The 25236-nt window shown below is 33.7% G+C and carries 25 protein-coding genes, 1 tRNA gene and 1 pseudogene; 13 read left to right on the top strand and 14 right to left on the bottom strand.

Annotation, left to right across the window (positions count from 1 at the left end):
• Positions 1-60: 60 nt before the first annotated feature.
• The 3 genes from B0I10_RS02350 to B0I10_RS02340 all read left to right on the top strand — a co-directional run bounded on the left by B0I10_RS02350 (position 61) and on the right by B0I10_RS02340 (position 2300).
• A complete protein-coding gene (locus B0I10_RS02350; protein WP_245942936.1) occupies positions 61-981 on the top strand; it encodes a geranylgeranylglycerol-phosphate geranylgeranyltransferase in 921 nt (306 codons plus the stop codon).
• Positions 982-1047: 66 nt separating this feature from the next.
• Positions 1048-1938, top strand: coding sequence for a pseudouridine synthase (locus B0I10_RS02345; RefSeq protein ID WP_112084889.1), 891 nt, complete (start codon positions 1048-1050; stop codon positions 1936-1938).
• Complete coding sequence (locus B0I10_RS02340) at positions 1938-2300, top strand: nuclear transport factor 2 family protein (RefSeq protein WP_112084888.1); 363 nt, start codon at positions 1938-1940, stop codon at positions 2298-2300. Before B0I10_RS02345 ends, B0I10_RS02340 begins: the two co-directional genes overlap by 1 nt.
• 68 nt (positions 2301-2368) lie before the next feature.
• On the opposite strand, the gene B0I10_RS02335 is transcribed toward B0I10_RS02340, so the two are convergent.
• The gene (locus B0I10_RS02335; protein WP_112084887.1) at positions 2369-4495 is read right to left on the bottom strand and encodes a M3 family metallopeptidase; all 2127 of its coding nucleotides are present in this window, start codon (positions 4493-4495) and stop codon (positions 2369-2371) included.
• A 127-nt stretch (positions 4496-4622) separates the two neighbouring features.
• The gene (locus tag B0I10_RS02330; RefSeq protein WP_112084886.1) at positions 4623-7958 is read right to left on the bottom strand and encodes a T9SS type B sorting domain-containing protein; all 3336 of its coding nucleotides are present in this window, start codon (positions 7956-7958) and stop codon (positions 4623-4625) included.
• A 460-nt stretch (positions 7959-8418) separates the two neighbouring features.
• Between B0I10_RS02330 and B0I10_RS15865 the strand changes: the two genes are divergently transcribed.
• The 4 genes and pseudogenes from B0I10_RS15865 to B0I10_RS15835 all read left to right on the top strand — a co-directional run.
• A complete protein-coding gene (locus B0I10_RS15865) occupies positions 8419-8571 on the top strand; it encodes a transposase (protein ID WP_317047174.1) in 153 nt (50 codons plus the stop codon).
• A gap of 15 nt (positions 8572-8586) precedes the next feature.
• Positions 8587-8832: a hypothetical protein gene (locus tag B0I10_RS15860; protein ID WP_317047173.1), complete on the top strand. Its 246-nt coding sequence runs from the start codon at positions 8587-8589 to the stop codon at positions 8830-8832.
• A 249-nt stretch (positions 8833-9081) separates the two neighbouring features.
• Complete coding sequence (locus B0I10_RS02320) at positions 9082-9567, top strand: hypothetical protein (RefSeq protein WP_112084885.1); 486 nt, start codon at positions 9082-9084, stop codon at positions 9565-9567.
• Positions 9568-9790: 223 nt separating this feature from the next.
• Positions 9791-9910: pseudogene (locus B0I10_RS15835) on the top strand (IS1 family transposase); the annotation flags it as partial.
• Between the two features lie 91 nt (positions 9911-10001).
• Here the strand turns inward: B0I10_RS15835 and B0I10_RS02310 are convergent.
• Positions 10002-10083, bottom strand: a tRNA-Leu gene (locus tag B0I10_RS02310).
• Between the two features lie 137 nt (positions 10084-10220).
• Here B0I10_RS02310 and B0I10_RS02305 point away from each other — a divergent pair.
• The gene (locus B0I10_RS02305; protein WP_112084884.1) at positions 10221-11609 is read left to right on the top strand and encodes a dipeptidase; all 1389 of its coding nucleotides are present in this window, start codon (positions 10221-10223) and stop codon (positions 11607-11609) included.
• 96 nt (positions 11610-11705) lie between these two features.
• On the opposite strand, the gene B0I10_RS02300 is transcribed toward B0I10_RS02305, so the two are convergent.
• On the bottom strand, positions 11706-11906 hold the full coding sequence (locus B0I10_RS02300; protein ID WP_112084883.1) for a hypothetical protein: 201 nt from the start codon (positions 11904-11906) through the stop codon (positions 11706-11708).
• A 77-nt stretch (positions 11907-11983) separates the two neighbouring features.
• Here B0I10_RS02300 and B0I10_RS02295 point away from each other — a divergent pair, with 77 nt between their 5' ends.
• From B0I10_RS02295 to B0I10_RS02285, 3 genes are all read left to right on the top strand, one after another.
• Positions 11984-12355: a BlaI/MecI/CopY family transcriptional regulator gene (locus B0I10_RS02295; RefSeq protein ID WP_112084882.1), complete on the top strand. Its 372-nt coding sequence runs from the start codon at positions 11984-11986 to the stop codon at positions 12353-12355.
• Complete coding sequence (locus B0I10_RS02290) at positions 12352-13668, top strand: M56 family metallopeptidase (RefSeq protein WP_112084881.1); 1317 nt, start codon at positions 12352-12354, stop codon at positions 13666-13668. The genes B0I10_RS02295 and B0I10_RS02290 overlap by 4 nt, the downstream gene beginning before the upstream one ends.
• Positions 13669-13845: 177 nt before the next feature.
• Positions 13846-14946 carry a DUF4407 domain-containing protein gene (locus B0I10_RS02285; RefSeq protein WP_112084880.1) on the top strand — a complete coding sequence of 367 codons (1101 nt, stop codon included), beginning with the start codon at positions 13846-13848 and terminating at the stop codon, positions 14944-14946.
• A gap of 45 nt (positions 14947-14991) precedes the next feature.
• Here B0I10_RS02285 and B0I10_RS02280 read toward each other — a convergent pair whose 3' ends face one another.
• The 6 genes from B0I10_RS02280 to ruvC form a co-directional block, all read right to left on the bottom strand.
• Complete coding sequence (locus B0I10_RS02280; RefSeq protein ID WP_112084879.1) at positions 14992-16194, bottom strand: NAD(P)/FAD-dependent oxidoreductase; 1203 nt, start codon at positions 16192-16194, stop codon at positions 14992-14994.
• Between the two features lie 75 nt (positions 16195-16269).
• On the bottom strand, positions 16270-16626 hold the full coding sequence (locus B0I10_RS02275; protein ID WP_112084878.1) for an MmcQ/YjbR family DNA-binding protein: 357 nt from the start codon (positions 16624-16626) through the stop codon (positions 16270-16272).
• A gap of 8 nt (positions 16627-16634) precedes the next feature.
• Complete coding sequence (locus B0I10_RS02270; protein ID WP_112084877.1) at positions 16635-17399, bottom strand: cyclase family protein; 765 nt, start codon at positions 17397-17399, stop codon at positions 16635-16637.
• A gap of 67 nt (positions 17400-17466) precedes the next feature.
• Positions 17467-17751: a GIY-YIG nuclease family protein gene (locus B0I10_RS02265; protein ID WP_112084876.1), complete on the bottom strand. Its 285-nt coding sequence runs from the start codon at positions 17749-17751 to the stop codon at positions 17467-17469.
• A gap of 33 nt (positions 17752-17784) precedes the next feature.
• The gene (hemW, locus tag B0I10_RS02260; RefSeq protein ID WP_112084875.1) at positions 17785-18912 is read right to left on the bottom strand and encodes a radical SAM family heme chaperone HemW; all 1128 of its coding nucleotides are present in this window, start codon (positions 18910-18912) and stop codon (positions 17785-17787) included.
• 61 nt (positions 18913-18973) lie between these two features.
• Positions 18974-19528 carry a crossover junction endodeoxyribonuclease RuvC gene (gene ruvC / locus B0I10_RS02255; RefSeq protein WP_112084874.1) on the bottom strand — a complete coding sequence of 185 codons (555 nt, stop codon included), beginning with the start codon at positions 19526-19528 and terminating at the stop codon, positions 18974-18976.
• Positions 19529-19548: 20 nt separating this feature from the next.
• Here ruvC and B0I10_RS02250 point away from each other — a divergent pair, with 20 nt between their 5' ends.
• A complete protein-coding gene (locus B0I10_RS02250) occupies positions 19549-20514 on the top strand; it encodes a lysylphosphatidylglycerol synthase domain-containing protein (protein WP_394336152.1) in 966 nt (321 codons plus the stop codon).
• Complete coding sequence (locus B0I10_RS02245) at positions 20511-21602, top strand: glycosyltransferase family 2 protein (RefSeq protein ID WP_112084873.1); 1092 nt, start codon at positions 20511-20513, stop codon at positions 21600-21602. The genes B0I10_RS02250 and B0I10_RS02245 overlap by 4 nt, the downstream gene beginning before the upstream one ends.
• Here the strand turns inward: B0I10_RS02245 and B0I10_RS02240 are convergent.
• From B0I10_RS02240 to B0I10_RS02225, 4 genes are read right to left on the bottom strand one after another with little or no spacing between them, the layout of a single operon-like run.
• Positions 21599-22075, bottom strand: a complete 477-nt coding sequence (locus B0I10_RS02240; protein WP_112084872.1) for a hypothetical protein — start codon at positions 22073-22075, stop codon at positions 21599-21601. The two genes, B0I10_RS02245 and B0I10_RS02240, sit on opposite strands and share 4 nt — an antisense overlap.
• Positions 22076-22124: 49 nt before the next feature.
• A complete protein-coding gene (locus B0I10_RS02235) occupies positions 22125-23267 on the bottom strand; it encodes a tetratricopeptide repeat protein (RefSeq protein ID WP_112084871.1) in 1143 nt (380 codons plus the stop codon).
• Positions 23251-24846: a M56 family metallopeptidase gene (locus B0I10_RS02230; RefSeq protein WP_112084870.1), complete on the bottom strand. Its 1596-nt coding sequence runs from the start codon at positions 24844-24846 to the stop codon at positions 23251-23253. The genes B0I10_RS02235 and B0I10_RS02230 overlap by 17 nt, the downstream gene beginning before the upstream one ends.
• Entirely contained in the window at positions 24843-25211 is a 369-nt protein-coding gene (locus tag B0I10_RS02225; RefSeq protein ID WP_112084869.1) for a BlaI/MecI/CopY family transcriptional regulator, read from the bottom strand. Before B0I10_RS02225 ends, B0I10_RS02230 begins: the two co-directional genes overlap by 4 nt.
• Between the last annotated feature and the right edge of the window lie 25 nt (positions 25212-25236).

Raw genomic sequence — 25236 nt, 5'->3', positions numbered from 1 at the left:
ATTTCTCTTGATTTTTTCTTTATACTTATGGCATTATCCAGAAAAAATAAATTGATTTTGATGAAAATAATCAGTTTGTTTTCGGTGGTTCGGGGGTATAATATTCCGATTATAATTTTAGCTCAATATCTTTCAGCAATATTTATTTTATCGCCAAAAACCAGAGCGATGGATGTAATTTTAGATTTTAATTTGTTTATTATCGTTTTAGCTTCTACTTTAACCATTGCATCGGGTTATATTATTAATAGTTTTTATGATAGTCAAAAAGACTTGATCAACAAACCCAACAAAACAATGCTAGACAGGTTGGTTTCACAAAAAACAAAATTGCACGTTTATTTCGGGTTTAATTTTTTTGTGTTTCTCATTGCAACATTGGTTTCTTGGCGAGCGGTTTTCTTTTTTTCCGCTTATATTTTTTTAATATGGTTTTATTCACATAAGATAAAAAAATACCCCATCATCGGGAATATCACAGCCGCTTTGTTGGCAATTTTGCCTTTTTTCGCCATTCTTTTATATTATCAAAAAATTGATGCAATAATTTTCAACCTAAATAATGACAAATATTATGTGATCTTTGCACATGCTTCTTTCCTTTTTTTATTGATTTTAATCAGAGAAATGATAAAAGACTTAGAAAATATTATTGGTGATTTAGCACAAAATTATCGAACTATTCCGGTGATTTTGGGCGAAGGTTTCTCAAAAAAAATCATCACTTTTTTGGTTTTATGCACAGTGATTCCGGTGTATGTTTTAATTGAAATTTATGATGTTGGTTACATGGATATCTATTTTTATTCAAGTTTTGTTATTTTGATTTTCTTCTTAGCCAAATTATGGAAATCAGATTCCAAAGAAAATTACCTTCTTTTACATAACATTATTAAGTTTATTATTGTTGCTGGCGTTTTTAGTATTGTTTTAATTAAACCGTCCGTTTTGATTCACGGAAGGGACGTTTTGGACATATAAAACCGAAAAGTAAAACAACTTCCGATTCCAATTTCCAATTCCGTATCTTTGCAAAAATTTTCAAGGATGAACAAGAAAGACGGAAGCAACAGAAAATCAACTTCCAACAGAACAACAAAGGGAAAAACAACGGGTTTTAGTAAGCCAAAACCAGCGATGGACAAGCGTTCGCAAAAACCTAAGAAAGCAACACCAACTGCGGCAAAAACTACTACAGCAACTCCTGCAGCTAAACCAAAAGTAAAATCGGATGATATTCGTTTGAATAAATATATTGCTAATTCGGGTGCTTGTTCGCGTCGTGATGCGGATATTTATATTCAATCTGGAAATGTAAAAGTGAATGGACTTGTAATCACTGAAATGGGATATCAAGTTAAGCCCGGCGATGTGGTTAATTTTGATGGAGCCACGATTATTCCTGAGAAGAAAGAATATATTTTATTGAATAAACCGAAAAATTTTACCACTTCCGTGGAAGATGATCGCGATATGCGAAATGTTTTTGAGTTAATCAAAAATTCAACGCAAGCCAAAGTGCAAGCCATTGGGAGAATGGATAAAAACACAACCGGATTATTGTTGTTTACGAATGATACCGATATGATTCGTAAATTCAGTTTGCCAAATCAAAAATCGACCAAAATTTACCAAGTTACCTTAGATAAAAACCTAAAGTTTGAAGATTTAGAAAAAATCTCCGGTGGTGTTTCATTTGATGAACATAAATTGTATGTGGATGAAATCAGTTATATCGAAGATCAACCAAAGACTGAAATTGGAATTAAACTGCGTACGCCAAACGTAAAAGTGGTTCGTGCTATTTTTGAGAAATTTAAGTATGATGTATTAAAGGTAGATCGAGTTTCCTTTGCGGGATTGACCAAAAAGAATTTACCCAGAGGGAATTGGCGATTTTTAACCGAGCAGGAAATCATTAACTTGAAGAATTATTAATGAGTTCACAAGAAATTACGTCAATAGCCTACAAGTGGTTTGATGCATTTAATCAACATAATGTAGAACAATTATTATCGTTATATGATGAAAATGCTCAACATTATAGTCCGAAGTTAAAAAGTAGAAAGCCAGAAACAAACGGATTGGTTATTGGTCAAGCTGCTATGCGAGAATGGTGGAAAGACTCGTTTGAACGTTTGCCAACCTTAAAATATAAGGTAACTTCGTTAACGGCAAATACCGATCGGGTTTTTATGGAATATGTTCGTTCTGTAGAAAATGAAGACGATTTACTCGTGGCAGAAGTGCTGGAAATTAGAGATGGTAAAATAGTTCTCTCCCGAGTTTACCACGGATAAAAAGAATTAAAAAATCCCGAAATGATGATCATTCCGGGATTTTTTTTGAATTAACCTAACCTATATAATTATTTTGATTTTCTGTCTAAGCCGCGTTTTTTTAACAAAGGTTCGATACTTGGTTCAGCTCCTCTGAATTTTTTATACAATTCCATTGGCTCTTCTGTCCCACCTCTTTCTAAGATGTTTTTTCGGAATGAATTTGCTTTAGCGGCGTTAAATAAGGATGTTTTTTTGAATTGATCAAACGCATCGGTATCTAAAACGCCAGACCAAATGTAGCTGTAATATCCGGCAGAATAGCCTCCTGAAAAAACATGGCTGAAATAGGTTGCTCTGTGTCTGGGAATAATAGAATTGATTAATCCTTTATTTTTCATTGAATTCAATTCAAACTCATTAGCTGTACCAGAGATTGTTCCTTCCGAAGTATGAAAATCCATATCTAAAAAGGCAGAAGCCAAATATTCAACAGTAGCAAAGCCTTGACCATAGGTTCCTGCATTTTCTAACTTTTGAATTAATTCATCCGGGATCACTTGTCCTGTCTTGTAATGCTTTGCATACATTTTTAAAACTTCCGGATCAGAAGCCCAGTTTTCCATTACTTGTGACGGTAATTCAACAAAATCTCTTGAAACACTTGTTCCAGCTAAACTTTGGTATGTTACATCCGATAATAATCCGTGAAGGGCATGACCAAATTCATGAAAATAAGTCGTCACTTCATCAAATGTGAACAATGCAGGAGCATTTTCAGTTGGTTTTGTAAAATTACATACGATTGAAATGACCGGAGCAATTCGCTTTCCGTTTACTGTTTTTTGCGGGCGATAGGATGTCATCCAAGCACCACCACGTTTTGAATCTCTGGGGTGAAAATCCATATATAAAACGCCAACATGTTTCCCGTCTTTTTCTGTTACTTCCCAAACGGTAGCATCGTTATGATAGGTTGGAACGTCTTTTAATTCCTTGAATTTTAGTCCGTATAATTTTTCACAAACCATAAAAACACCTTGGGTCGCAGCGTCTAAACTAAAATAGGGTTTTAATTCATTTTCATCTAAATCAAATTTTTGTTTTCTGATTTTTTCGCTGTAATAACGCCAATCATAAGGTTGAACGTCCTCTTTTATTCCTTCGGAAGCCATCATTTGCTTGATTTCAGCCTCTTCCACTTTTGCTTTTTCTAAGGCTGGTTCCCAAAGTTGATTTAAAAACTCCATTACTTTTTCCGGAGTTTTTGCCATACTTTCTTCCAAACCGTAGTGAGCATGCGTTTTGTATCCTAATAATTTTGCTTTCTCGGCACGCATGGAAGCTAGGCGAATTGCAATCGTGTTGTTGTCAAATTCATTACCGTTGTTGCAACGATTTTTGTAAGCAGTCCAAACTTCTTGTCTTAATTTTCGATTAGAAGAATATTGTAGAAAGGGCATTACACTCGAATTAGACAACGTGATGACCCATTTTCCAGGTTTGCCTTTTGCTTTTGCAGTTGCAGTAGCAGCATCAATTAAGTCATCAGAAAGTCCGGCCAATTCTGCTTTTGAATTGATAACCAGTTCATAACTGTTCGTTTCTGCTAAAATATTTTGACCAAATTTCAACGTTAAAACAGCCAATTCACTGTTCAATTCACGAAGACGTTGTTTGTCTTTTTCATTCAGATTGGCTCCACTTCGAACAAATCGTTTATATGTTTTTTCTAATAATTTGCTTTGTTCCGGGTTTAATTTCAATTTGTCTTTTTGTTCCCAAACTGTTTTAACCCGTGCAAATAGTTTTTCATTTAGGTTGATGTTGTCTCCGTGAGCAGAGAGTAACGGAGCAACTTCAGTCGCAATTTTTTGAATTTCTTCGTTCGTATTTGCTGAATTCAAATTATAAAAAACAGTAGAAACATTCGACAATAACTCACCTGAATTTTCCAATGCTAAAATGGTGTTATCAAACGTAGCAACACTTTTGTTATTTGTAATGGCTTTTATTTCACCCTCTTGTTTTTTAATTCCCTCTTCAATAGCCGGTTTAAAATGTTCATTTTTAATTAAATGAAAAGGCGGAACATTATAAGGAGTGTTATACGAATTAAAAAAAGGATTAGAAGAAAATGATTTTTTGATTTCTTGTGCTTCAACTTGACTAACCGATAATCCCATAAGCATCAGTAAAATAAATTTGTTTTTCATTGGTAACAATAATTAGAACCGCCAAAGTAATGATTTTTTGACGGGAGCATTTTTAGATTAACTTATTTTTAAGACAAAAAGCCAATCAAAATTGAATTGATTGGCTTTTTAATTGAAAGAATTTTTTTTAGCGACCTTCTTCTCGCATAACATAAATCCAGCCGGTTTTTGATTCGCCACTTCTAAATTCAATTGCGAAGTAATAGGTAGCGGACGGAAGTTCTTTACCATCATCCGTTTGACCATACCATTGATTAGTATAATTATTTAGTGAGTATACTTTTCTTCCATATCGATTAAAAATGGAAAGCTTTTCGACGTCTAATAATGCTAAATCGAAAAAGTCGTTTAAATTATCACCGTTGGGTGAAATTCCTTTTTGAATCCCACAAAAAATAGTTGGAATGCTAATGGTTTCTTCAACAAAACAGTCATCAATAGAAGTGGCTCTAATTGTGAATTCGAGCGGGAAAGTTTCTGTTTCCGGAGTACTTCGAATGTATTCTGTTACATTAAATGTAGATGAATTTGAACCTACTGTTGCACCGCCCGCATTCGTCCAAGTATAATCTGTTAAAATCACGTTGGAACCATCATTAAGCTGAACGCCCAAGGTGAATTGATTGTTTTCGCAAACATCAGTAATTTCAATTGAAAATTCTGGTATTATAGCAATTGTAGTTAAAAAATTTGACGTACAAGTTGTGTTCAAAGGTGTAAATGTATAAAGTGTTTCTTGTGTTGAATTGACGATGGATGGATTCCAATTTCCTTCAATTCCGTTTTCTGAAATTGTTGGAAGAGTAAAGGATTCAGTATTGAAACAAACCGACTCCGGCAATGAGAATGTTGGAATTGTGGGTTGATTCACTGTAACTACTAAAGTAAAATTAGAGGCACATTCAGCATTATTTACTACAAAGGTATAAGTGTTTCCAGTTGTATTATCAATAGTTGAAGGGTTCCAAAAACCGTTGATTCCGTTGTTGTCAACCGCTGGTAAAACCGGAACATCATCTCCGGAACAAATTGTAATGGTATTTCCAAAATCAAAAACCGGCGTAGGAAATGAGTTTACCGTTACAGTTAAAATGAAAATATTGATACATTGTCCATCATTTGGCGTGAAAGTATAGGTGTTCCCGTCTGTATTATTAATATTTGAGGGTTCCCACACGCCTCCAACTCCATTGTTGTCAGTTAAAGGCAAAACAGGAACTGCGGCATTAGTACAAATGGCGATTGCATTTCCAAAATCAAAAGTTGGGGTAGCCGGTGATGTAACCACAACGTTTAAAGTGATACTAGTTGCACATTCATCCGTTGGTTCAAACGTATAAATTCCATCTTGTGTGTTGTTAATGAAGTTCGGAGTCCAACTTCCGCTTATCCCGTTGTTATCTGTTGTTGGTAAGTTGGGAACGACTTCTCCCGAACAAATGGCTATATTATTTTCAAAATTGAAAACCGGCGTAATTAATGGATTTACGGTTATTACTAATGTAAAATTATCGGCACATTCAGCAGTTGGCTCAAACGTATATGTTCCGTTTTGCGTGTTGTCAATCGAGTTCGGAGTCCAATTTCCACTTATCCCGTTGTTATCTGTTGTTGGTAAGTTGGGAACGACTTCTCCCGAACAAATGGTTATATCATTTTCAAAATTGAAAACCGGCGTAATTAACGGATTTACGGTTATTACTAATGTAAAATTATCGGCACATTCAGCAGTTGGCTCAAACGTATATGTTCCGTTTTGCGTGTTGTCAATCGAGTTCGGAGTCCAATTTCCACTTATCCCGTTGTTATCTGTTGTTGGTAAGTTGGGAACGGCTTCTCCCGAACAAATGGTTATATCATTTTCAAAATTGAAAATAGGCGTAATTGATGAATTTACGGTTACTACTAATGTAAAATTATCGGCACATTCAGCATTATTTGAGGTAAAAGTATAGGTATTTCCAATGGTATTATCGATTATTGAAGGATTCCAAAATCCGTTGATTCCGTTGTTATCCTGTGTAGGTAAAACCGGTACTTCATCACCCGAACAAATCGTGATGGCATTTTCAAAATCAAATGTTGGGATAACAAATTGGTTTAAAATAACCAAAACAGCCAGATATTCATTGCTTTCGCAACCATTTACAGTTTGTGTGGCATAATAGGTTGTGTTGTTTACCAAAGGTGTATCATTGTCTAATGGTAAAGTCAAATTTTCATCTGCATACCATTGAATACTAGTTCCGTTAACAACTAAATTATTTAATGTAAACACAACAGCAGCAGTGCTACAGATAGTTTGTGTGGTTTCGCCTGTCGGAGCAATAGGAGCGGGGTTGATGGTCAACGTAACCGCAGTTCGAGTGGAGCTAATACAATTTAAAGTTTCATTTTGTGCTTCAGCATAATAGGTTACACTGCCAACTGCATCCAAAATAGGGTTGACAACACTATTTCCATCTGTTTCGGCATCAAACCATACCACAATAGAGCCATTAGTACTAGTTGCTTCAGCAGTTAAGGTTTGAATTGGGCTATCTTCACAAACAGTTTGGTTTCCACCGGATGTTGGTGGGTTAACTGTGGGATCATTCAACGTTATGCTATTATTTAACGTTGTTAAACAGTTGTTGATTTCAAAGTTGTAATTGCTATAATTTCCCGCATTTAAACCCGTAATCACAAATAGACCGTTAGTGTCTGCAGAAATTAAACTTGGCCCAACTGTTGAGCCATCATCAGTATAGCTGAAAGAATAAGTGGAATTGGGATTTAAATTACCAATAGTAATACTTCCCTCTGCTCCGGAACAAGTAGTTGGGTTGGAAGGAGTAAAAATGGGATTAGCTCTAATGGAGAAAAAAGCTTTGAAATTATTTCCACTATCATTGACAAATACCGTATCATCACACTCAGAATTTGAATTGAAGTCACCCGTTGCATCGTAAAACACCTCTAATACATAATTGCCTGGTGAAAAAGAAGTTAAGTTAATCGGACTGAATGGTGTAGTAGTACCATCTGCAATGACGCGTTGCCATTTTTGATCACCCTCACCGCAAGGGCCACCCGATGGAAATTCGTTAGTAGCCGAATTACAATCGTTAAAAAAAGGGAAATCAATGGTATTGAAACTGCCTGGTGTGCCTGATTCCAAGTAAATTCGGTAATTCATACGAACACTACAAGCATTACCATTGCTGTTTTTAAATGTTTTTACTTCTCCGCCACGCAAAATAAATGTGCCGGAGTTTTGAATAAATACACCAAAGTTCGTATTGGTAAACACATTCTGAGGCGGACCAATTAGATTAGCTCCTTCTCCTGTAGTATTAAAAAAATTAGACGTGTTGCAGTCCGTTAACCAAACTGCCGAAGCAAAAGTGCCAAAATTTTGTGCGTTAAGTAAACTTGATTTGGCAGAAAATAAAAATAAGCAAAGGAGTAGAATTCGTTTCATAAAATAAGTTGGTAATAAATAAACTAAATAACTTTCTAAATTAGTTAATTTTATTAAAATCCGAATATTTTAAGAATAAAATTTTATAAAAATCAAAACGCAAACGTAATAGTTTGATAAATAAATTTTGTAAGCAATAAAAATCCATAAAAAAAGGGTAATGCATCAGATTAGGTGTTTTGATAAAATTACAATGTAACCATTTGAAAAACAGGATTAAATTAAGATTTTTGATTAAAAAGAGACGGCCAATAGGTCGTCTCTTCTATTTTTATGGTTTTAAAAAGCCTTAAAATGCTTTTATAATAACTTAATGTATCCCCCCGCTACCGCACGAATCCCTTCGTGTGGTTCTAGCAAATAAAAAAAGTTTTTACTACATTTGAAGTAAATCAAAAGTATAAGCAGGAACTATAAATTTCATAATCCAGAAGGACTTTATTTTGTAAGTTTTGCCGTAGTGGGTTGGCTTGATGTTTTTACTAGAAATGAATACAAAGATTTGGTTTTAGAAAGTTTGAAATTTTGTCAAAAAAACAAAGGAATGGAAATTCATGCTTGGTGTATCATGACCAATCATATTCATTTAATTTTTAGAAGTAGTACTAATTAAAAACCGGAATTTTTATTGGGAGATTTTAAAAGATTTACGAGTCGAAGCGTTATTAATGCTATTCAAGAAAATTCAAAAGAAAGTAGAAAAGAGTTTTTATTAGATTATTTTAAAAAAGAAGCAGAAAAAACCTCAAATATAACAAATTATCAGTTTTGGAGACATGATAATAAGTCAATTGAATTGTGGAGTAATGAAGTAATTCAACAAAAGATTGATTATATACATAACAATCCTGTTGAAGAAGGAATTGTTTTTTAGACCTGAAGATTACAAATATAGCAGTGCATCAGATTATGCCGGTGAAAAGGGTTTACTAGATGGTATTTGTGTTTTTCAGTATTTTAAATTGTAAAGCCACACGAAGGGATTCGTGCGGCAGCGGGGGGATTTGTCGCTGGTACCGTCATGACAAGAGCGAAATTTGATCGTCAAATGCAGCGTGCGGTGGAAAAAAGAGTGAAACAAGAGAAAGGAGAACAAAAAAGCGGGAATTAATATTAATATGAGATGAAAAAACAGTATATTTTTTTGACATTAACTTTGATTTTTTACTTGAAAAGTTTTGGGCAAAATGAAAGTATCTATTATAAAAAGGGAATAGAAGTAGTCTTAGATAGTTTAATAAAAGAAAGTCCAAAGGCAAAATTCATTTTGGGTAATGATTATACTAGGCTGAATAATTCAAAAGATCCATTTTATTTTTTTGATTGTAGTAGCAATTTTGATGATTTAAAGCAAGAAAGCTCAGGTATCTCAAAAATTATTATTCCAAGTAATTACAGTAACCTTCATAAAAGGAATAATTTTTTTAATAAATTAATTTACGGTGATAAATTAGTTAAGTTATATATAGATATTCTTTTTGAAGATTCTAAAAATATTATATTTATTGCAAGTTTTATTGGAAAAGAGGGAGGTATTTTAATGCTTGTAAAATTCAAAGAAAATTCTTTCGACGTAGATGAATTTTGTAAAGCATATTTTATCTATTAATATCCCCCCGCAACCGTTTGGGTAATGTTCCAAAGTTAGTGATACAACGAAATCAACAATTTAAACATTTGTAAATCAATATTTAAATAAAAATTAAAACAAAAAGACGAACTATACTGTTCGTATTTTTTTACATTTGAAGGTAGCTTAAAACGAATGTAATGAAGAAAAGTGACACCACGTGTTTCAAAGTTAGTGATACTGGAATTTGTCCTATTTGTAAATTGAACGAAACAACCTCACTCTACGCAATAACTTAAAACGGCTAAAACGGAAAACCATTTGCTATTGTAAGAGTTATTCCGTTTTACTTTCTGTTTTAAAGTTTACCTTGGTTTATTAAAATCTTAAGATAAGTCGGGGAGCATTAGGGGAATGATAAAAAACAAAAACGCTTAAAGTATTGATTTTCAATAACTTTAAGCGAATTTAAGTGCGGGTAAAAGGACTCGAACCTTCACACCTTGCGGCACCAGATCCTAAGTCTGGCGTGTCTACCAATTTCACCATACCCGCGGGAGAATAAAACAGTAGCTGTTTCAATAAGTGGGTGCAAATATAGAAATTATTTTGAACTTTAAATTACGATTGATGAATTTTTTTAGCCCTTTATTTTTTGTAATTTTGAACTTTATCATTTTTTACTTTTTACTATGAATAACATAAAAAATTACGTTCAACAAAACAAAGGACGATTCATCGACGAACTCATCGAATTACTAAAAATACCTTCTGTAAGTGCTGATTCCGCTTATTCACAAGATGTTATCAATACAGCTGAAGCCGTTAAAGCCAGCCTCGAAAAAGCCGGTTGCGATTTCGTAGAACTTTGTGAAACACCCGGATATCCAATCGTTTACGGAGAAAAAATCATAGACAAGAATTTACCAACCGTTTTGGTGTACGGCCATTACGATGTGCAACCACCGGATCCATTGGATTTATGGACATCTCCACCGTTTGAACCGGTAGTTAAAACTACCGAAATTCACCCGGAAGGTGCTATTTTCGCCCGCGGTTCATGCGACGACAAGGGTCAAATGTACATGCACGTGAAAGCGTTTGAATACATGATTGCCAACAATTGCTTGCCTTGCAACGTCAAATTTATGATTGAAGGTGAGGAGGAAGTCGGCTCAAAAAGTCTAAGCTGGTTCGTTGAACGCAACCAAGAAAAATTAGCCAACGACGTAATTTTAATTTCCGATACCGGAATGATTTCCAACCAGCAACCTTCAATTACCACAGGTTTACGCGGTTTAAGTTATGTTGAGGTAGAAGTAACTGGACCCAATCGCGATTTACATTCTGGACTTTACGGCGGTGCGGTTGCCAATCCAATCAATGTTTTGACCAAGATGATTGCTTCGTTGCACGATGAAAACAACCACATTACCATTCCCGGTTTTTACGACAGAGTAGAAGAATTATCGTTGGAGGAAAGAGCCGAAATGGCCAAAGCACCGTTTTCTTTAGAAAACTATAAAAAATCAATCGATATCAACGACGTTCACGGCGAAGCAGGATACACCACAAACGAACGCAACTCCATCCGACCCACGTTAGACGTCAACGGAATCTGGGGCGGCTACACTGGCGAAGGTGCCAAAACCGTCATTGCCAGCAAAGCGTTTGCCAAAATTTCAATGCGATTGGTGCCTAACCAAGATTGGCAAGAAATCACCGAATTGTTCAAAAACCACTTCGAAAGCATCGCACCTAAATCGGTAAAAGTAAAAGTGACGCCACACCACGGTGGTCAAGGTTACGTAACGCCAATCGACAGCATCGGCTATCAAGCGGCCAACAAAGCCTACACCGAAACCTTTGGAGTGCCTGCCATTCCAGTTCGTTCCGGCGGAAGCATTCCAATTGTCGCTCTTTTCGAAAAAGAACTAAAATCCAAAACAATATTAATGGGATTTGGTCTCGACAGCGATGCCATTCATTCACCCAACGAACATTTCGGAATTTTTAATTACCTTAAAGGAATCGAAACCATTCCGTTGTTTTACAAATATTTCGTGGAGTTGAGTAAGTAACATCACTTTTTTTTTAACAAAATAGATATTTGCGTCTTTGCGACTTCGCGAGATTATTTCACGCTAAGTCGCAAAGACGCAAAACATTAAAACCGCTTATTCATCATCTTGAGTAAGCGGATTTTTTATGGCCCCAATTCGGGCTGTTCGCTGCAAGTCCTCACAAAAAATGCCATTTTTTACAACCCAAAAAGAGCTTCCGTTGGTCGCTTTTTTGGCTTGAGAAAATTGGCATTTTTTTGTTCCGGGCTTTTCGCTACCATCCCGGGTGCAATTTGTGCTATCAAACTGTTTCAATTTTAATTATTTCCCAAAAAATTTGCACAGTAAAATTTATATTCTACATTTGTAGAGTTAATTCTAAAAACGTAGAGATGAATTTATCCAATACAGAAGAACAATTAATGGAACATTTGTGGAAACTCGAGAAAGCTTTTATGAAAGAATTGCTAGAAGTTTATCCTGAACCAAAACCAGCCACGACTACAATTGCTACTTTATTAAAAAGAATGATAGACAAAAAGTTTGTTGCCTATCAAGAATTTGGTAATTCACGACAGTATTATCCGTTAGTTAAAAAATCAGATTATTTTTCAAAACACGTCAACGGATTAATCAAAAATTTCTTTAATGATTCCGCTTCGCAGTTTGCCTCTTTCTTTACAAAAGAAACGAATCTAACTGAAAAAGAACTGGAAGAACTCAAAAAAATAATTGATGTAGAACTTCAAAAAAAGAAAAAATGATAGACTTTATTATTAAATCATCTTTCAGTTTAAGCGTGTTTTTCATTTTCTATAAATTATTTTTAGAAAACGAAAAGATGCATTTATTCAATCGGTTTTATCTTCTGACAACATTGGTGTTTTCGCTTGTAATTCCATTTATTACTATTCAAACAGCAAACGAAATTCCACTACAAAATTTTCAAACATTCATTTCTGAACCAATCGTAATTAAACAAAAGGAAAGTTCCTTTTTTCAATTCAATTGGACAGTTTTGTTTTTTGCTTGTTATGGTTTAGTTACACTAACATTTTTTATTCGGTTTACAAAAAACGTACTGAATCTATTAAAAAAAGCAAAAGCAAATCCGTTTATTTATTTCAAAAACACAAAAGTTATTTTGGTGGAAGAAGTAACTATTCCGTACACTTTTCTCAATTTTATTTTTGTAAACAAACACGATTTTCAAAACAATCAAATTCAAGAAGAACTGTTTTCGCACGAACTCGTTCACATTCATCAAAAACACACTTTAGACATACTTTTCATCGAAATGTTAAAAACAATTTTTTGGTTTAATCCGCTTTTTTATGCTTATAAAAAAGCAATTCAATTAAACCACGAATTTTTAGCCGATGAAAATATTGTAAAAAAATATAACAATGTTCCGTTTTACCAAGCTCTCTTACTCAATACAAACGGAAATAAACCGATTTACTTGGCCAGTAATTTAAACTATTTAGTAACCAAAAAACGATTAATTATGATGACAAAAAGCACATCAAAAAGAATGAATTTTATCAAAAAAACCTTTTCTTTAGCCATAATGGCTAGCTTGTTTTTATTCTTAAGTTTAAAAGTAAACGCGCAAGAAAAAGCAACAACAACTTCCAAAAAATCAATTAAAAATACTGCTCAATCAAGTAGTTATTACGACAACACCATTGTAGTTTTTAAAGATAAAAAAGGAAACCAACGAGAAGTGAAGTATGCTGATTTGGATGAAGAAAATAAAAAACGAATTCCACCACCACCTCCTGAAGCACGAAGAATGAAAGTTTCTGAAATTCAGTTCGATAAATTTAAAAACAAGACAAATTGCGCAGTTTGGATTGATGGAGTTGTCATCGAAAACGAAAAATTAAATTCACTTAGTTCAAATGATTTTGTTTTTGTAACCGAAAGTTTTGTTCATAAAAATGCACGAAGCAAACGATTTCCGCAAGAATATCAAGTTAGTTTGTATACTGAAAAAGGATTTGTCAAAGCATTTTTGAATAAAAAGGATTTTGCTCCTAATCAAACAATTTATTTAGACGGTACAAAAAAGTAACATGTTGTTTAAATCTAAAGTAAGTCCTGTAAGATTGTTCAAATCTTGCAGGATTTCTTCTAACCACCAATTTCTCAATAAATTATAACAATTTGAAACATTTGGCGTTAAATTTGTACTAATCAAGCATCAATCAATCTTGCTGAACTGGTTTCAGTAATTAAATCATCAATCATCATGCTCAAAAAATTCTTCCTGCTTTGTTCGGGTTCCGACAAAGATATTATCGAAAGTTGTTCCAACGGCGAACAAAACAAATATGCCGGAATTGGTGCCACCGTTTTCTTTACGGCAGTCATGGCTTTTATTGCCGGAAGTTATGCTCTTTACACTGTTTTTGACAACGCTTATATGGCTGTCTTTTTCGGTCTGGTTTGGGGTTTACTCATTTTTAACCTCGACCGTTTTATTGTTTCCACTATCAAAAAAAGAGACAGTTTTTTGGATGAATTCATTCAAGCTTCACCCCGAATTGTGCTGGCGGTGATCATTGCCATTGTCATTTCAAAACCATTGGAAATCAAAATTTTTGAAAAAGAAATCAATACTGTTCTATTGAAAGAAAAAAACGAAATGGCGTTGAACAATAAAAAACAGGTTGCCAATTATTTCCAAACCGATGTAGATCAAAATAAAGCTCAAATCGACAGTTTAAAATCAGACATCTTGAAAAAAGAAAAAGAAGTCAACGATTTATATTCCGTTTTTATCACCGAAGCCGAAGGAACGGCCGGCACAAAAAAACTCGGAAAAGGTCCGGTTTACAAAGAAAAGCGTGAAAAACACGATGCTGCTTTACAGGAATTAGCTGCTTTAAAAGCAACCAATCAAACCAAAATAACTGAATTGGAAGCAAAAGGTAAAACCCTTCAAACCGATTTAGATAAAAAAGTGGCCGAAACACAACCCATCATCGATGGTTTTGACGGTTTAATGGCTCGTATCAATGCATTAGGAGACTTGCCTTGGTTGCCGTCTTTTTTCATCATGCTACTTTTCTTAGCCATAGAGACTTCACCCATTATTGCCAAATTATTGTCACCACGAGGCGAATACGATTTTAAACAAGAAGAAGGCGAACTGGCAGTGCAAAACGTTTTAGCTCAAAACAAATACCAAAGCGATTTGCAAAAACAAACTGATGCTTCCATTTATGATAAAGTCTATGCCGATATTCGAGAAGACAAAGGTTTATACGATTACAAGAAAAAACGTGCCATCGAATTGTTAGAATTGCAAGCGGATGGTTTTGTAGAGAAGCAGAAGAAATCGCTTTAAACCCTTCCAGAGTTTTAAACTCTGGAAGGGTTTATTGCATCATTTTTAAGGTAAATAAGACAGCCCATTTCGGGTTTTCCAAAGAAAATATTTTTCAAATAAAACTTTATTGAAATCATATAAAACATTTGGAATCATGATGGCAAACGTTCTGGGTTTGAATAAACTGGTAGAAAGCAATAAAACTTCTTTTTTCCCGGCATCCATAATGCATAATCCCGGAATTCTTCCCCAAGCTTTTTCTTTTAAATCAGTTCTGCCATTGGTTACTCGAATGATATTTTCGGCTACAATTTTTCCGGTTTCATCAGAAGGGTAACCTGTTTTTGGTGAGGCAAAAGGCACTTTTCCGGGTGTAAAAGGAAGCGGTACATTCACGGCAATTCCCGCTGCCCAAATATTCGGATAATCAGGATGTCTATAATCATTACCCACTGTTAGATAACCAGTGGGTGTGGAATGCAGTTCAGGTGAATTAGTCACAAAATCTACCCCAATAAACGGGGGCATCAACATGGTAAAACGACTCGGTAAAATTTCATCATTAGTCAAAATGATTTTGTCTTTTTGAACTTCTTTTACGCCAACTTGTGTACGATAACGAATATTAAACATACTCATAAAGGATTTTAGCATCGTTTCGCCCATAGGCATTCCGTCGATACCAAAGTGACCCAAATAATCTTCTGGCGTAATCCAATATAAATCTACTTTTTTGCGGATGTTTTGTTCGCGAAGCCATTTTTCAATGTTGAATAAAAATTCGTAAGCAGCACCCATACATCCGGCATTTTGGGTTGCTCCAATCACAATCGAACCCGGATTTTTCTTGAACTCTTCCAATGCTTTTCGAGTTTTCATGGCTCCATGGGGTGTACCGATATAATGTGCAAATTCCTCTACTCCGGGAGCAACGTCGTATTTCACTTTTGGACCGGTTGCAATGACCAAATGGTCGTAATGGAATTCACCATGGTCGGTAAAAACAGTGCTAGTTTTAGGATCAACTTTCACAGCTTCGGCTACGATAAAATCGACGCCTTTTTTCTTTAGAATGGCTTCTTTTTTAAAGGAAATATCTTTGATTTCTCTTCTGCCTAGTGGCACCCAAATGAGTGAGGGAATAAACAGAAAAAGCGGTGATTTATCAATTAAAATGACTTTGTGTTGGTCTTTTCCCTTTCGTTTGATTTCTAGGGCGGCCGTCATTCCGGCAAAACTCCCTCCAATTACAACTGTTGTGGTCATGATGATTAATTTTGTAGTATAAAGGTACTTATCATCAACCAGTTAAAAAGTAACACTTGTTACATAACCAAAAAATTAAATTAAATCTCGAACTTTTTTGGGAAGACTATTAAACACCAATTCATACGAATGGCTTATCAATTCCCGCATCATTTTGTCATCCACATCACTGTGAAAGGCGACTGTATTCCAATGCACTTTGCTCATGTGATAGCCTGCTGTTATCGCATCATATTCCGCTCGAAGTTCCAATGCTTTTTCAGGTTCACATTTTAGGTTTAACGAAGGAGTTCCGTTTTCCCAATCTTTTAAAGAAGTGAGACAGAACATTTTTCCACCGACTTTAAAAACTAAAGTATCTTCATCGAAAGGGAAGTGTTCGGTGACGGCTGTTTTGGATAAGCAATAATCGTATAGTTGTTCAATATTCATAATCTATATTACAAAATCTGAAAAAGGATTGGTTTAGATGGTGAAGCATCATTTTCAAACGAAGCAATCTGTAAGTTCAACAAATAAGAACCATCTTTCACTTCATCATCCACAAAAATCAATTCCGTAATCGTTGCATTTTTTCGTGCATCTGTATTCAAATTATTCACATCTTTCACATTCCAAAATGCTTTGTGAGCTAATAATTTACCCTCGTCTTTTTCCTTATCCACACTTGGTAAGTCTATTAATAGATGTTGAATACCTTTTTCACGAATAAAAGTTGCCGCTTCTTCGTGCAAATAAGGAGGATTAGTATGTGAATAATTTTTAGACTTTTTTTCTTCTAAATTCGGTAGCGTTCGAATTACAATCGCTTCAGGATTTGAATTACCTACAGCTTTTTCAATTTGATTTTTCGTAATCACAAAATCATCTCCATGTTGTTCCGGTTGAACGGAAATCAGTTGAGCCGTAAAGAAAAAGGTTTTTAAAGCTTGATTAATACTAAAAAATTCCTTTGTAATATGTCCCAAACATTCCGTGTGCGTGCCGTGTCCGTGAGGATTGAAAAAAATGTTATTGAAATTAGTCGTTGCACCGCCTTTCACACTTCCCACCCAAGAACCAAAACGAACAGGTTCTATTTGTGGTTTTTCAATATACCAAGCAATCGGATTTTTTTCAGTATTGGATAAGGGCAGCGAAATATCAATGGGTTTTGATAAATTTACTTGGAAGGTTTTGTTTTGATGGGTGATGGTTGCTATCATTTATGCTAAACTTGTTTCAGCATCTTTCAAATCTGAAATTAGTTTCAAATTTCAAAAAGACACTTTTTTACAATTCCAAATATAAATCTTTTAATTCAGGATTTAAAATTTTTGCTAAATTCCACTTCCATTCTTTATGCCAATTTTTAAGTTGTTTTTCTCTTTCAAAAGCATCATGATAATTGTCAAATTCTTCAAAATATAGTAGTTTTGTCACATTATATTTTTTTGTAAAAACCGTACCTGGTCCATCTTTATGACAATCTATACGATTTTTTAAGTCTTTTGTTCCTCCAACATACAAAACAGTGAGATTCTTATTTGTTAAAATATACGTATATCCTTTTTGCATAGTATGTGATTTAATTTTCAAAAGATGCTGAAACTAGTTCAGCATGAATAAGTCTGAAGCAATCCCATCACTCAAAAACTTTCCTTTCCTAGTGGTTCGCAAAATGTTTTCATCCACAAAAAGTAAGTGATCTTCAACGTATTTAGCTGCTTGTTGGTTGAGGTAATCCAAATAAGTTTGACCAAATTCGGATTGAATTCGGTCAAGAGAAATTCCCCAAATCGTTCGCAAACCTGTCATCACATATTCATTATACCGATCGGTTTTGGATAACGTTTCGGTTTCAATTGGCAATTTTTCTTCCTGAATCGATTTGATATACAACGCATTATTTGACACATTCCAGCCTCTCTTTTCGCCATCATAACTATGAGCAGACGGACCGATGCCAATGTATTTTTTTCCCAACCAATAACTCGAATTGTTTTTGGAGAAATAGTTTTCCTTACCAAAATTGGACAGTTCGTAGTGAATAAATCCGGCCTCTTCCAGTTTTTCGACCAAAATTTCAAAATGTTCTTGAGCGACTTCGTCTTCTGGTGCAGAAATTATTCCTTTTTGAATAAATAAATACAAAGCGGTTTTCGGCTCAACCGTCAACGCATAACTCGAAATATGCGGGATGCCAAATGACAAAGCAGTTTCAATATTCTGAATCCATTTTTCGTTGCTCATGCCCGGAATGCCGTAAATCAAATCGAGGGAAATATTATCAAAATATTTTGTAGCTTCTTCCAAACATTTTTTGGCTTCTTCGGCATTATGAGCCCGATTCATGAGTTTCAAATCGTCTTCAAAAAAGGATTGAATGCCGATGGAGAGACGATTTATTCGATTGTTGGATAGTTCGATTATTCGATTATTCGATAAGTCGTCGGGATTTGCTTCTACAGTAATCTCTGGATTTTCAATGACGTTATAATTTTTAAAAACTTCCTCAATCAACAATCGTAAATCTTCAACAGCTAATACTGAAGGAGTTCCACCGCCGAAATAAATGGTTTCAACCACTTCATTTTTGAATTCTTCTTTCCGCAACTGAATTTCTTTAGCCAAAGCCAAAACCATCTCATCTTTATTTTTCATGGAAGTAGAAAAATGAAAGTCGCAGTAGTGACAAGCTTGTTTGCAAAAAGGTATGTGGATGTAGATGCCGCTCATTGATGTGTCAATTTTTCAATTAGCCAATTTGTAAATTGTGTAGTTCAATTGACAAATTGCCTCATTTTCTAATTTTATTTTCATTCTGTTTCACAAACGCATCCCATCCAGAATAGCTAGTAGTACCAACCACTTTCCCCGAATTAAAAAAATGACAAACCGCCGCCGCCAAACCATCGGTAGAATCTAAATTTTTAGGCAATTCTTTCAAACCTAATAACTGTTGCAGCATTTTAGCCACTTGTTCTTTACTTGCATTTCCGTTTCCGGTGATGGCCATTTTAATCTTTTTGGGTTCGTATTCGGTAATAGGAATTTGTCGCGATAATCCCGCTGCCATCGCTACTCCTTGAGCTCTTCCGAGTTTCAGCATCGATTGAACATTTTTACCGAAAAAAGGAGCCTCAATCGCAATTTCGTCCGGATGATGGGTTTCAATCAACTCGATGGTGCGTTCAAAAATCACTTTTAACTTGGTGTAATGATCGTCGTATTTACTCAAAATCAATTCGTTCAACTGAATGAATTCCATTTTTTTATTCACGATTTTAATTATACCAAATCCCATGATGGTGGTTCCGGGGTCGATGCCTAAGATGATGCGTTCGTTTGCCAATCTTTTTTGTTTAAAGTTTAATGTTTCAGGTTAAAGTTTGTTTCTTTGTGTTGATGAATTCAATTCCTTACAAAGCTAAACAATTCCTGCTGGTTCTCGTCAAACTTTTGATTGTGGGATCCGCTATTTATTATTTGTATGCCGAATTGAGCAAAAAAAACTTAAACGATTGGCAGCTTGTATCTACTAAATTTACATTTTTCAGTTTAGTTGGAATTGTCTTTTTAAGCGTTTTAAACTGGTTTTTTGAGATTTTGAAATGGCAAAATTTAGTCAATACTTTTTATAAAATTTCGTTGAAAGAAGCCACAGTTCAATCGTTAGGGTCGTTGACTGCTTCGATATTCACTCCTAATCGAGTGGGAGAATACGGTGCAAAAATGCTTTATTTTCCGAAATCAGAAACCAAAAAAATTATTCTTTTAAATTTTATCAGTAATAGTAGTCAAATGGCAACTACTTTATTTTTTGGCGTAGTTGGATTGATGATTACTGGATTGTTTTATGATTATTTCAGTTATAAAATTGCACTATTTCTTTTTATAATTTTGCTCCTATTTTCTCTTTTTATAATTTTTGGAAAGAAGATTATTATTTATGGTTTTTCAGTCGAAAAATTAATTCAGAAAATAAAATCGTTTCCAAGAAATTCATTAAAAACTACGCAACAATTATCAGTTATCCGCTTTCTGATTTTTTCCCATCAATTCTATTTTTTATTAGTGATTTTTGGAGTAGAAATTACCTATTCTTTAGCCTTAGCAACTATTTTTTCAATGTATTTTTTAGCCTCCATTGTTCCGAGTATTCATTTGATGGATGTAGCGATAAAAGGAAGTGTTGCCTTTATTTTATTCGGAAAATTAGGTGTTAATCAATGGACAATCGTTTCAATAACGACATTAATGTGGTTTTTGAATTTGGTAATTCCGGTTTTAATTGGAAGCCTTTTTGTACTGAAATTTAAACCAAAATTAGAACTATGATTTATCTACTAATTTTAGTCATTTCGGTTTATATTTTTTTGATGATTTTCTTTTGGATGGGATTTAAAAAAGTACAGAAAGCAAACGAAAATTCATCCATCAGAAAAATATCTTTCTCCATTGTTGTTCCATTTCGAAATGAAGCAGAAAACCTTCCAAACCTTTTAAAATCAATCGAAAAACTAAATTATCCATCAGAAAATTTTGAAGTGATTTTGATTGATGATGAATCTACTGATGGTTTTCGGGTTGCGAGTTTAGGGTTTCGGGTTTTGACCGTTGAAAATGAACGTCAATCAGATTCGCCCAAAAAAGATGCGATTCAAACTGCGATTCATCATTCACAATTCGAATGGATTATTACTACAGATGCCGATTGTGTTGTTCCTGAAAACTGGCTTTTAGATTTGAATAATTACATTCAACAAACAAATAAAGAGATGGTTTGCGGACCGGTTTTTTTCAAAAATAAAACTACTTTTCTCCATGATTTTCAACAAATTGAAATGATTACTTTGCAAGCGGTTACCATTGGAAGTTTTGATTTTGATTTGGCTTTTATGTGCAACGGAGCGAATTTTGCCTATTCCAAAAATTTCTTTCAACAATTAAATGGTTTTGATGGGAATAGCGAGATTGCCAGTGGTGATGATGTTTTTTTACTTCAAAAAGCAGTCAAACAGTTTCCTTATAAGGTCGGATTTTTGCTCAAACCAGACTTTCAAATTCAAACGAACTCAGCAGAAAGTTGGTCGGAACTTTTTCAGCAACGCGTTCGCTGGGCAGGAAAATCAAAAACCTATTCTTCCGGTTTTGGAAAATTAGTTGCATTGACTGTTTTCTTTGCTAATTTGGCTGTTGTTAGTTCTTTGTTTTTAGTTTTGTTTGGTTTTTTTGAAATGTTAATGCTACTGATTTTAAAAGTTGTTTCCGATTTATTATTAGCCAATCAAACCGCACGATTGTATAAAATAAAAATGAAAAACAGTTTGTTAACAGCTTTAGTTTATCCCTTTTTCAGTTCGGCAGTAGCCGTTTATTCGATGTTTGGAAAGTATGAGTGGAAAGGAAGAAAATTCAATGCTTAATCGGCTTTCAAAATCACCGGTAAAATAAACTGTGTTGTCACGGGAATTCCTTCTTTTTGAGCGGGTTCAATTTTAGGAAAATCGGTTAATCTTGCTCTAATTATGCTGTCAGTTTTTTGCTTATCATAAGCTAAACTATCAGAAGGGAAAAGCGGTTCAAACGTGATTTTAGAATCATGATAAACCGTTACTTTTACTTCAATCGTATCTAATATTTTGGCATTTTTCTTGAGTGAATCAGAAGCAATTTTTTGATGAATAATTTGCGAAAGGTAGTTGAAAAAGCATTCTTTTTGTAACTCTTTATCCAAAATACTATCGCATTCTGCTACCGAGGGATAAACCGTTACTTCGTTCCAATTGATTTCTTTTAATCTTTTTTGTAATAATTCTTCTTCCGAAGGCACTCGCTTTTCGAAGTATTGGCAGGAAGCCAGTAGGAGAAAGAGGAATAAATAACTAAAGTTTTTCAATTCAAACGATTATGGTCGGTTTGGTCAAAATTACAATTATTTTTAAAAATTAACCTTTCAAATGAATTTCTTTTTTAATTGCTTTGATTCTATAATCTACATAGGAAAGTTTTTCAGTGCTCATATCGGGAAATTTAGCTTTTAAATTTTCAAATGTTTTGAGTTTTATGGCCAAATCTTTTGAAGTTTCGTCCGTAATAATAGCAATTTGATAATGAGCTTCTAAATATTCCGGTTGTTCCTGAATTGTTTTTTTGTAAAACGTCAATGCTTTGTTCAAATTTCCATTTTCTTGATTAAAGAGTGCAATGGAAAAATATTCTTTTTCAAATGTAGCGGTTTTTAATTCTACAGAAAGCATAAAATGTTTCTCGGCTAATTGCAGATTTTTTAAATAGCCATAATTTAATCCGATATTGTAATGAAAATCAGGATTAGCTATCTGTTCAAACTGAATCATCATTGATTCATAAGCTTCAATAGATTTTTGATATTCGTTTAATTTCATTAAACAAAGAGCAATTTTTTCATATACAAATTGTTCTTTAAAGTTCAATTCAATCAAATATTCAAAAGTCTTTTTTGCATTTTTAAAATCAGATTTGCCATATAAACATTGAGCTTTTAAGGAGAGAAAATCAGTGTTTTGTGATTGTTGAGCAATAATTTTGTCAACAATTTTCATCGCTTTTTCCCACCGATCGGCACGCATTTCAAACAACGCCACTTTGTAATTGCTTTTTAAATGAAAATCATCCAATTCAATTACTTTTTGAAACATTTTCAACGCGTCTATAATTTTTATATCTTGTTCATAGGCTAATCCTAAATAATAAAAGTAGGTTGGATTTTCGTTTTCTTTCGTCAATTTTTCAAAAGTTGCAATGGCTTCTTTCGATTTTTTGAGTTGTAATAGCGTTTTGCCGTACATAAAATTAACCAACGTATTCAAACTATCAATGGTAATATAATTCTCTAAATTTTTCAAGGCATTCACATAATCACCATTGGCTTCGTGCACTTTGGCAATTTTAAATTCCTTTATATTCTCTTTGGAAAGCGAATAATTTGCGATGGCTTTGTTGTAAAAACCCATCGCAAATAGGCTGTCGCCAACTTTTAAATGTTGCGCTTGTAGAGTAGTAACAACAAGTAAAATAAAGACTAAAATGTAATTATTTTTTTTCGTCATTTTCTTTTGAATCAAGCATAAAAGAGACAGGCATTGATATTGACATATTAACTGTTTTCCCTTGATGAATAGCCGGTTTTAGTTTTGGTAATTTCATCATTAATTCATAAACACTTTTTTCTAAAATTTCATCCGGAGCACGAATACCTTTGATAGCAATCGCGCCGTCTTTTTTGATAATAAAATTTACAAAAACTTTACCGGAAATGTTTTTTTCAATCGCTTCTTCAGGATAATAAAAATTTTGTTTGATATGATTTTGCAATTCATTTTGAAAGCATTCTTTGGTTTTATCTTTTTCGCAATGATCAAAAAGTGGAACCTGATCAACTTCTGCAAACGGAATGGTTTCCTGATTTAAAACATCTGCCGGAACTAAGTATTGATTTGTTTTGATTGATTGAGATGTTTTACTGTTTTCTATTTCTTGTTTTTTCCATTTAACATATTCGTCGTAAGTTCTGCCGGTTTTAGTGAGGTTTGGGAATTCACTTTCTTTAATAATGCCTTTTTCGATAGATTCCTCAGCCATTAATTTCATTAACATCATAAACCGATAATATGTTTCTTTTGATTGTATTTCATTTTCGGAAATTTTTTCTTTTTCCATGTAATGTTCCAACTGTTCATAAGCAGAAACGCCTTTTGCCGATTTTAATCGTAATTCATCATAAATAAATTGTTTCATTTCCTCGTCGTTCATTTTTTCTAAATCTTGAGCTTGAGTTAGGATTGATGAAGTTAAAAACAACACAAGAAGTAAACTTGGTAAGATTGATAAATACTTTAATCCAGCCATTTTTTTTGATTTTTTGTTCAACATAATTATTCTTTTTTGTAGTAATGATTTCGAGGAAAAGGAATTGGTAAAAGAAAAATTTTCGGTTCCAAAAATTTCCTGCAATAAGGTTTCATAATTTTTAGTTTTTTCTATGTTTTGATCTGCAATGAATTCATGAATTTCAGCACTATATTTTTGATACAAATAAAGCAATGGATTAAACCAAAGAAAAATTCTAAGTAATTCAAAAAACAATAAATCATACGAATGTTTTTGTTTGATGTGCACTACTTCATGTTTTAAAATCAACGAATAGGATTCGTTTTTTACATTTTCACCAATAAAAAAGCAATTCATAAATGAAAAAGCAGAAGTTGAATTCGGAATTCTATATTCCACAAATTCGGGAGAAACAGTTCTTCCACTCTTTTGTTTTAATTGATGCAATAGATATAATTTTCGAAAAAACAAGGCGGCAAAAATCGCACACCCAATAACATAAAAATGTTCCATTGAAAATGAGAATTCTAAAGATTCTTCGGCTATAATTTGAATATCATTTCTCTTTTTGCCAGCCGAAGCATACAAAACGATTTCATTAATTGTTGACGATACATTTTCCGAAATCGGCTTTCTAAACCAATTAATTCTTAAAAAAGGAATTAGTATCGACAAAACAGTGGTTGCCAACAAATAAATTCTATTCCATTGAAAAAAAGTTTCTCTTTTTAACAACGTTTCATAAATCAACAAAAAGATAAATTGGCAAATGATAATTTTTATAAAAATTTCTATCATAATGTATCTTTTTTAGTGTTTATTTCCTTTAAAATATCTTCTAATTCTGCCAAGCTTATATCATTCTTCTTCATAAAAAAAGAAACCATACTTTTAAACGAACCCTGAAAATAGCCATCCACCAATTTGTTAATTGATGCGTTACTATAATCATTTATCTTCACAATCGGAAAATACAAATACCCTTTTCCATCTTGTTCATGGTCAACAAAACCCTTGTTTTCTAATATTCTAACAATGGTAGAAACTGTATTATAAGCTGGTTTTGGTTCCGGTAAATGTTCAATTACCTCTTTCACAGAAGTTTTTTTTAACTTCCACAAAACGTGCATAATTTCCTCTTCGGCTTTGGTCAGTGGTTTCATTTTAAACTAATTTTTTAGTTGAATA

It is taken from the genome of Flavobacterium lacus (assembly GCF_003268815.1).
Classification (GTDB): Bacteria; Bacteroidota; Bacteroidia; order Flavobacteriales; family Flavobacteriaceae; genus Flavobacterium; species Flavobacterium lacus.
Note: the sequence above shows the minus strand (reverse complement) of the source record. Positions and strands in the feature narration are given on the sequence as shown.

Bases quoted from the DNA above. Each gene is read 5' to 3' on its own strand.
- B0I10_RS02350 (WP_245942936.1), top strand. From the start codon at position 61: ATGAAAATAATCAGTTTGTTTTCGGTGGTTCGGGGGTATAATATTCCG.
- B0I10_RS02345 (WP_112084889.1), top strand. From the start codon at position 1,048: ATGAACAAGAAAGACGGAAGCAACAGAAAATCAACTTCCAACAGAACA.
- B0I10_RS02340 (WP_112084888.1), top strand. From the start codon at position 1,938: ATGAGTTCACAAGAAATTACGTCAATAGCCTACAAGTGGTTTGATGCA.
- B0I10_RS02335 (WP_112084887.1), bottom strand. From the start codon at position 4,495: ATGAAAAACAAATTTATTTTACTGATGCTTATGGGATTATCGGTTAGT.
- B0I10_RS02330 (WP_112084886.1), bottom strand. From the start codon at position 7,958: ATGAAACGAATTCTACTCCTTTGCTTATTTTTATTTTCTGCCAAATCA.
- B0I10_RS02320 (WP_112084885.1), top strand. From the start codon at position 9,082: ATGAAAAAACAGTATATTTTTTTGACATTAACTTTGATTTTTTACTTG.
- B0I10_RS02305 (WP_112084884.1), top strand. From the start codon at position 10,221: ATGAATAACATAAAAAATTACGTTCAACAAAACAAAGGACGATTCATC.
- B0I10_RS02295 (WP_112084882.1), top strand. From the start codon at position 11,984: ATGAATTTATCCAATACAGAAGAACAATTAATGGAACATTTGTGGAAA.
- B0I10_RS02290 (WP_112084881.1), top strand. From the start codon at position 12,352: ATGATAGACTTTATTATTAAATCATCTTTCAGTTTAAGCGTGTTTTTC.
- B0I10_RS02285 (WP_112084880.1), top strand. From the start codon at position 13,846: ATGCTCAAAAAATTCTTCCTGCTTTGTTCGGGTTCCGACAAAGATATT.
- B0I10_RS02280 (WP_112084879.1), bottom strand. From the start codon at position 16,194: ATGACCACAACAGTTGTAATTGGAGGGAGTTTTGCCGGAATGACGGCC.
- B0I10_RS02275 (WP_112084878.1), bottom strand. From the start codon at position 16,626: ATGAATATTGAACAACTATACGATTATTGCTTATCCAAAACAGCCGTC.
- B0I10_RS02270 (WP_112084877.1), bottom strand. From the start codon at position 17,399: ATGATAGCAACCATCACCCATCAAAACAAAACCTTCCAAGTAAATTTA.
- B0I10_RS02265 (WP_112084876.1), bottom strand. From the start codon at position 17,751: ATGCAAAAAGGATATACGTATATTTTAACAAATAAGAATCTCACTGTT.
- hemW (WP_112084875.1), bottom strand. From the start codon at position 18,912: ATGAGCGGCATCTACATCCACATACCTTTTTGCAAACAAGCTTGTCAC.
- B0I10_RS02250 (WP_394336152.1), top strand. From the start codon at position 19,549: ATGTTTCAGGTTAAAGTTTGTTTCTTTGTGTTGATGAATTCAATTCCT.
- B0I10_RS02245 (WP_112084873.1), top strand. From the start codon at position 20,511: ATGATTTATCTACTAATTTTAGTCATTTCGGTTTATATTTTTTTGATG.
- B0I10_RS02235 (WP_112084871.1), bottom strand. From the start codon at position 23,267: ATGACGAAAAAAAATAATTACATTTTAGTCTTTATTTTACTTGTTGTT.
- B0I10_RS02230 (WP_112084870.1), bottom strand. From the start codon at position 24,846: ATGATAGAAATTTTTATAAAAATTATCATTTGCCAATTTATCTTTTTG.
- B0I10_RS02225 (WP_112084869.1), bottom strand. From the start codon at position 25,211: ATGAAACCACTGACCAAAGCCGAAGAGGAAATTATGCACGTTTTGTGG.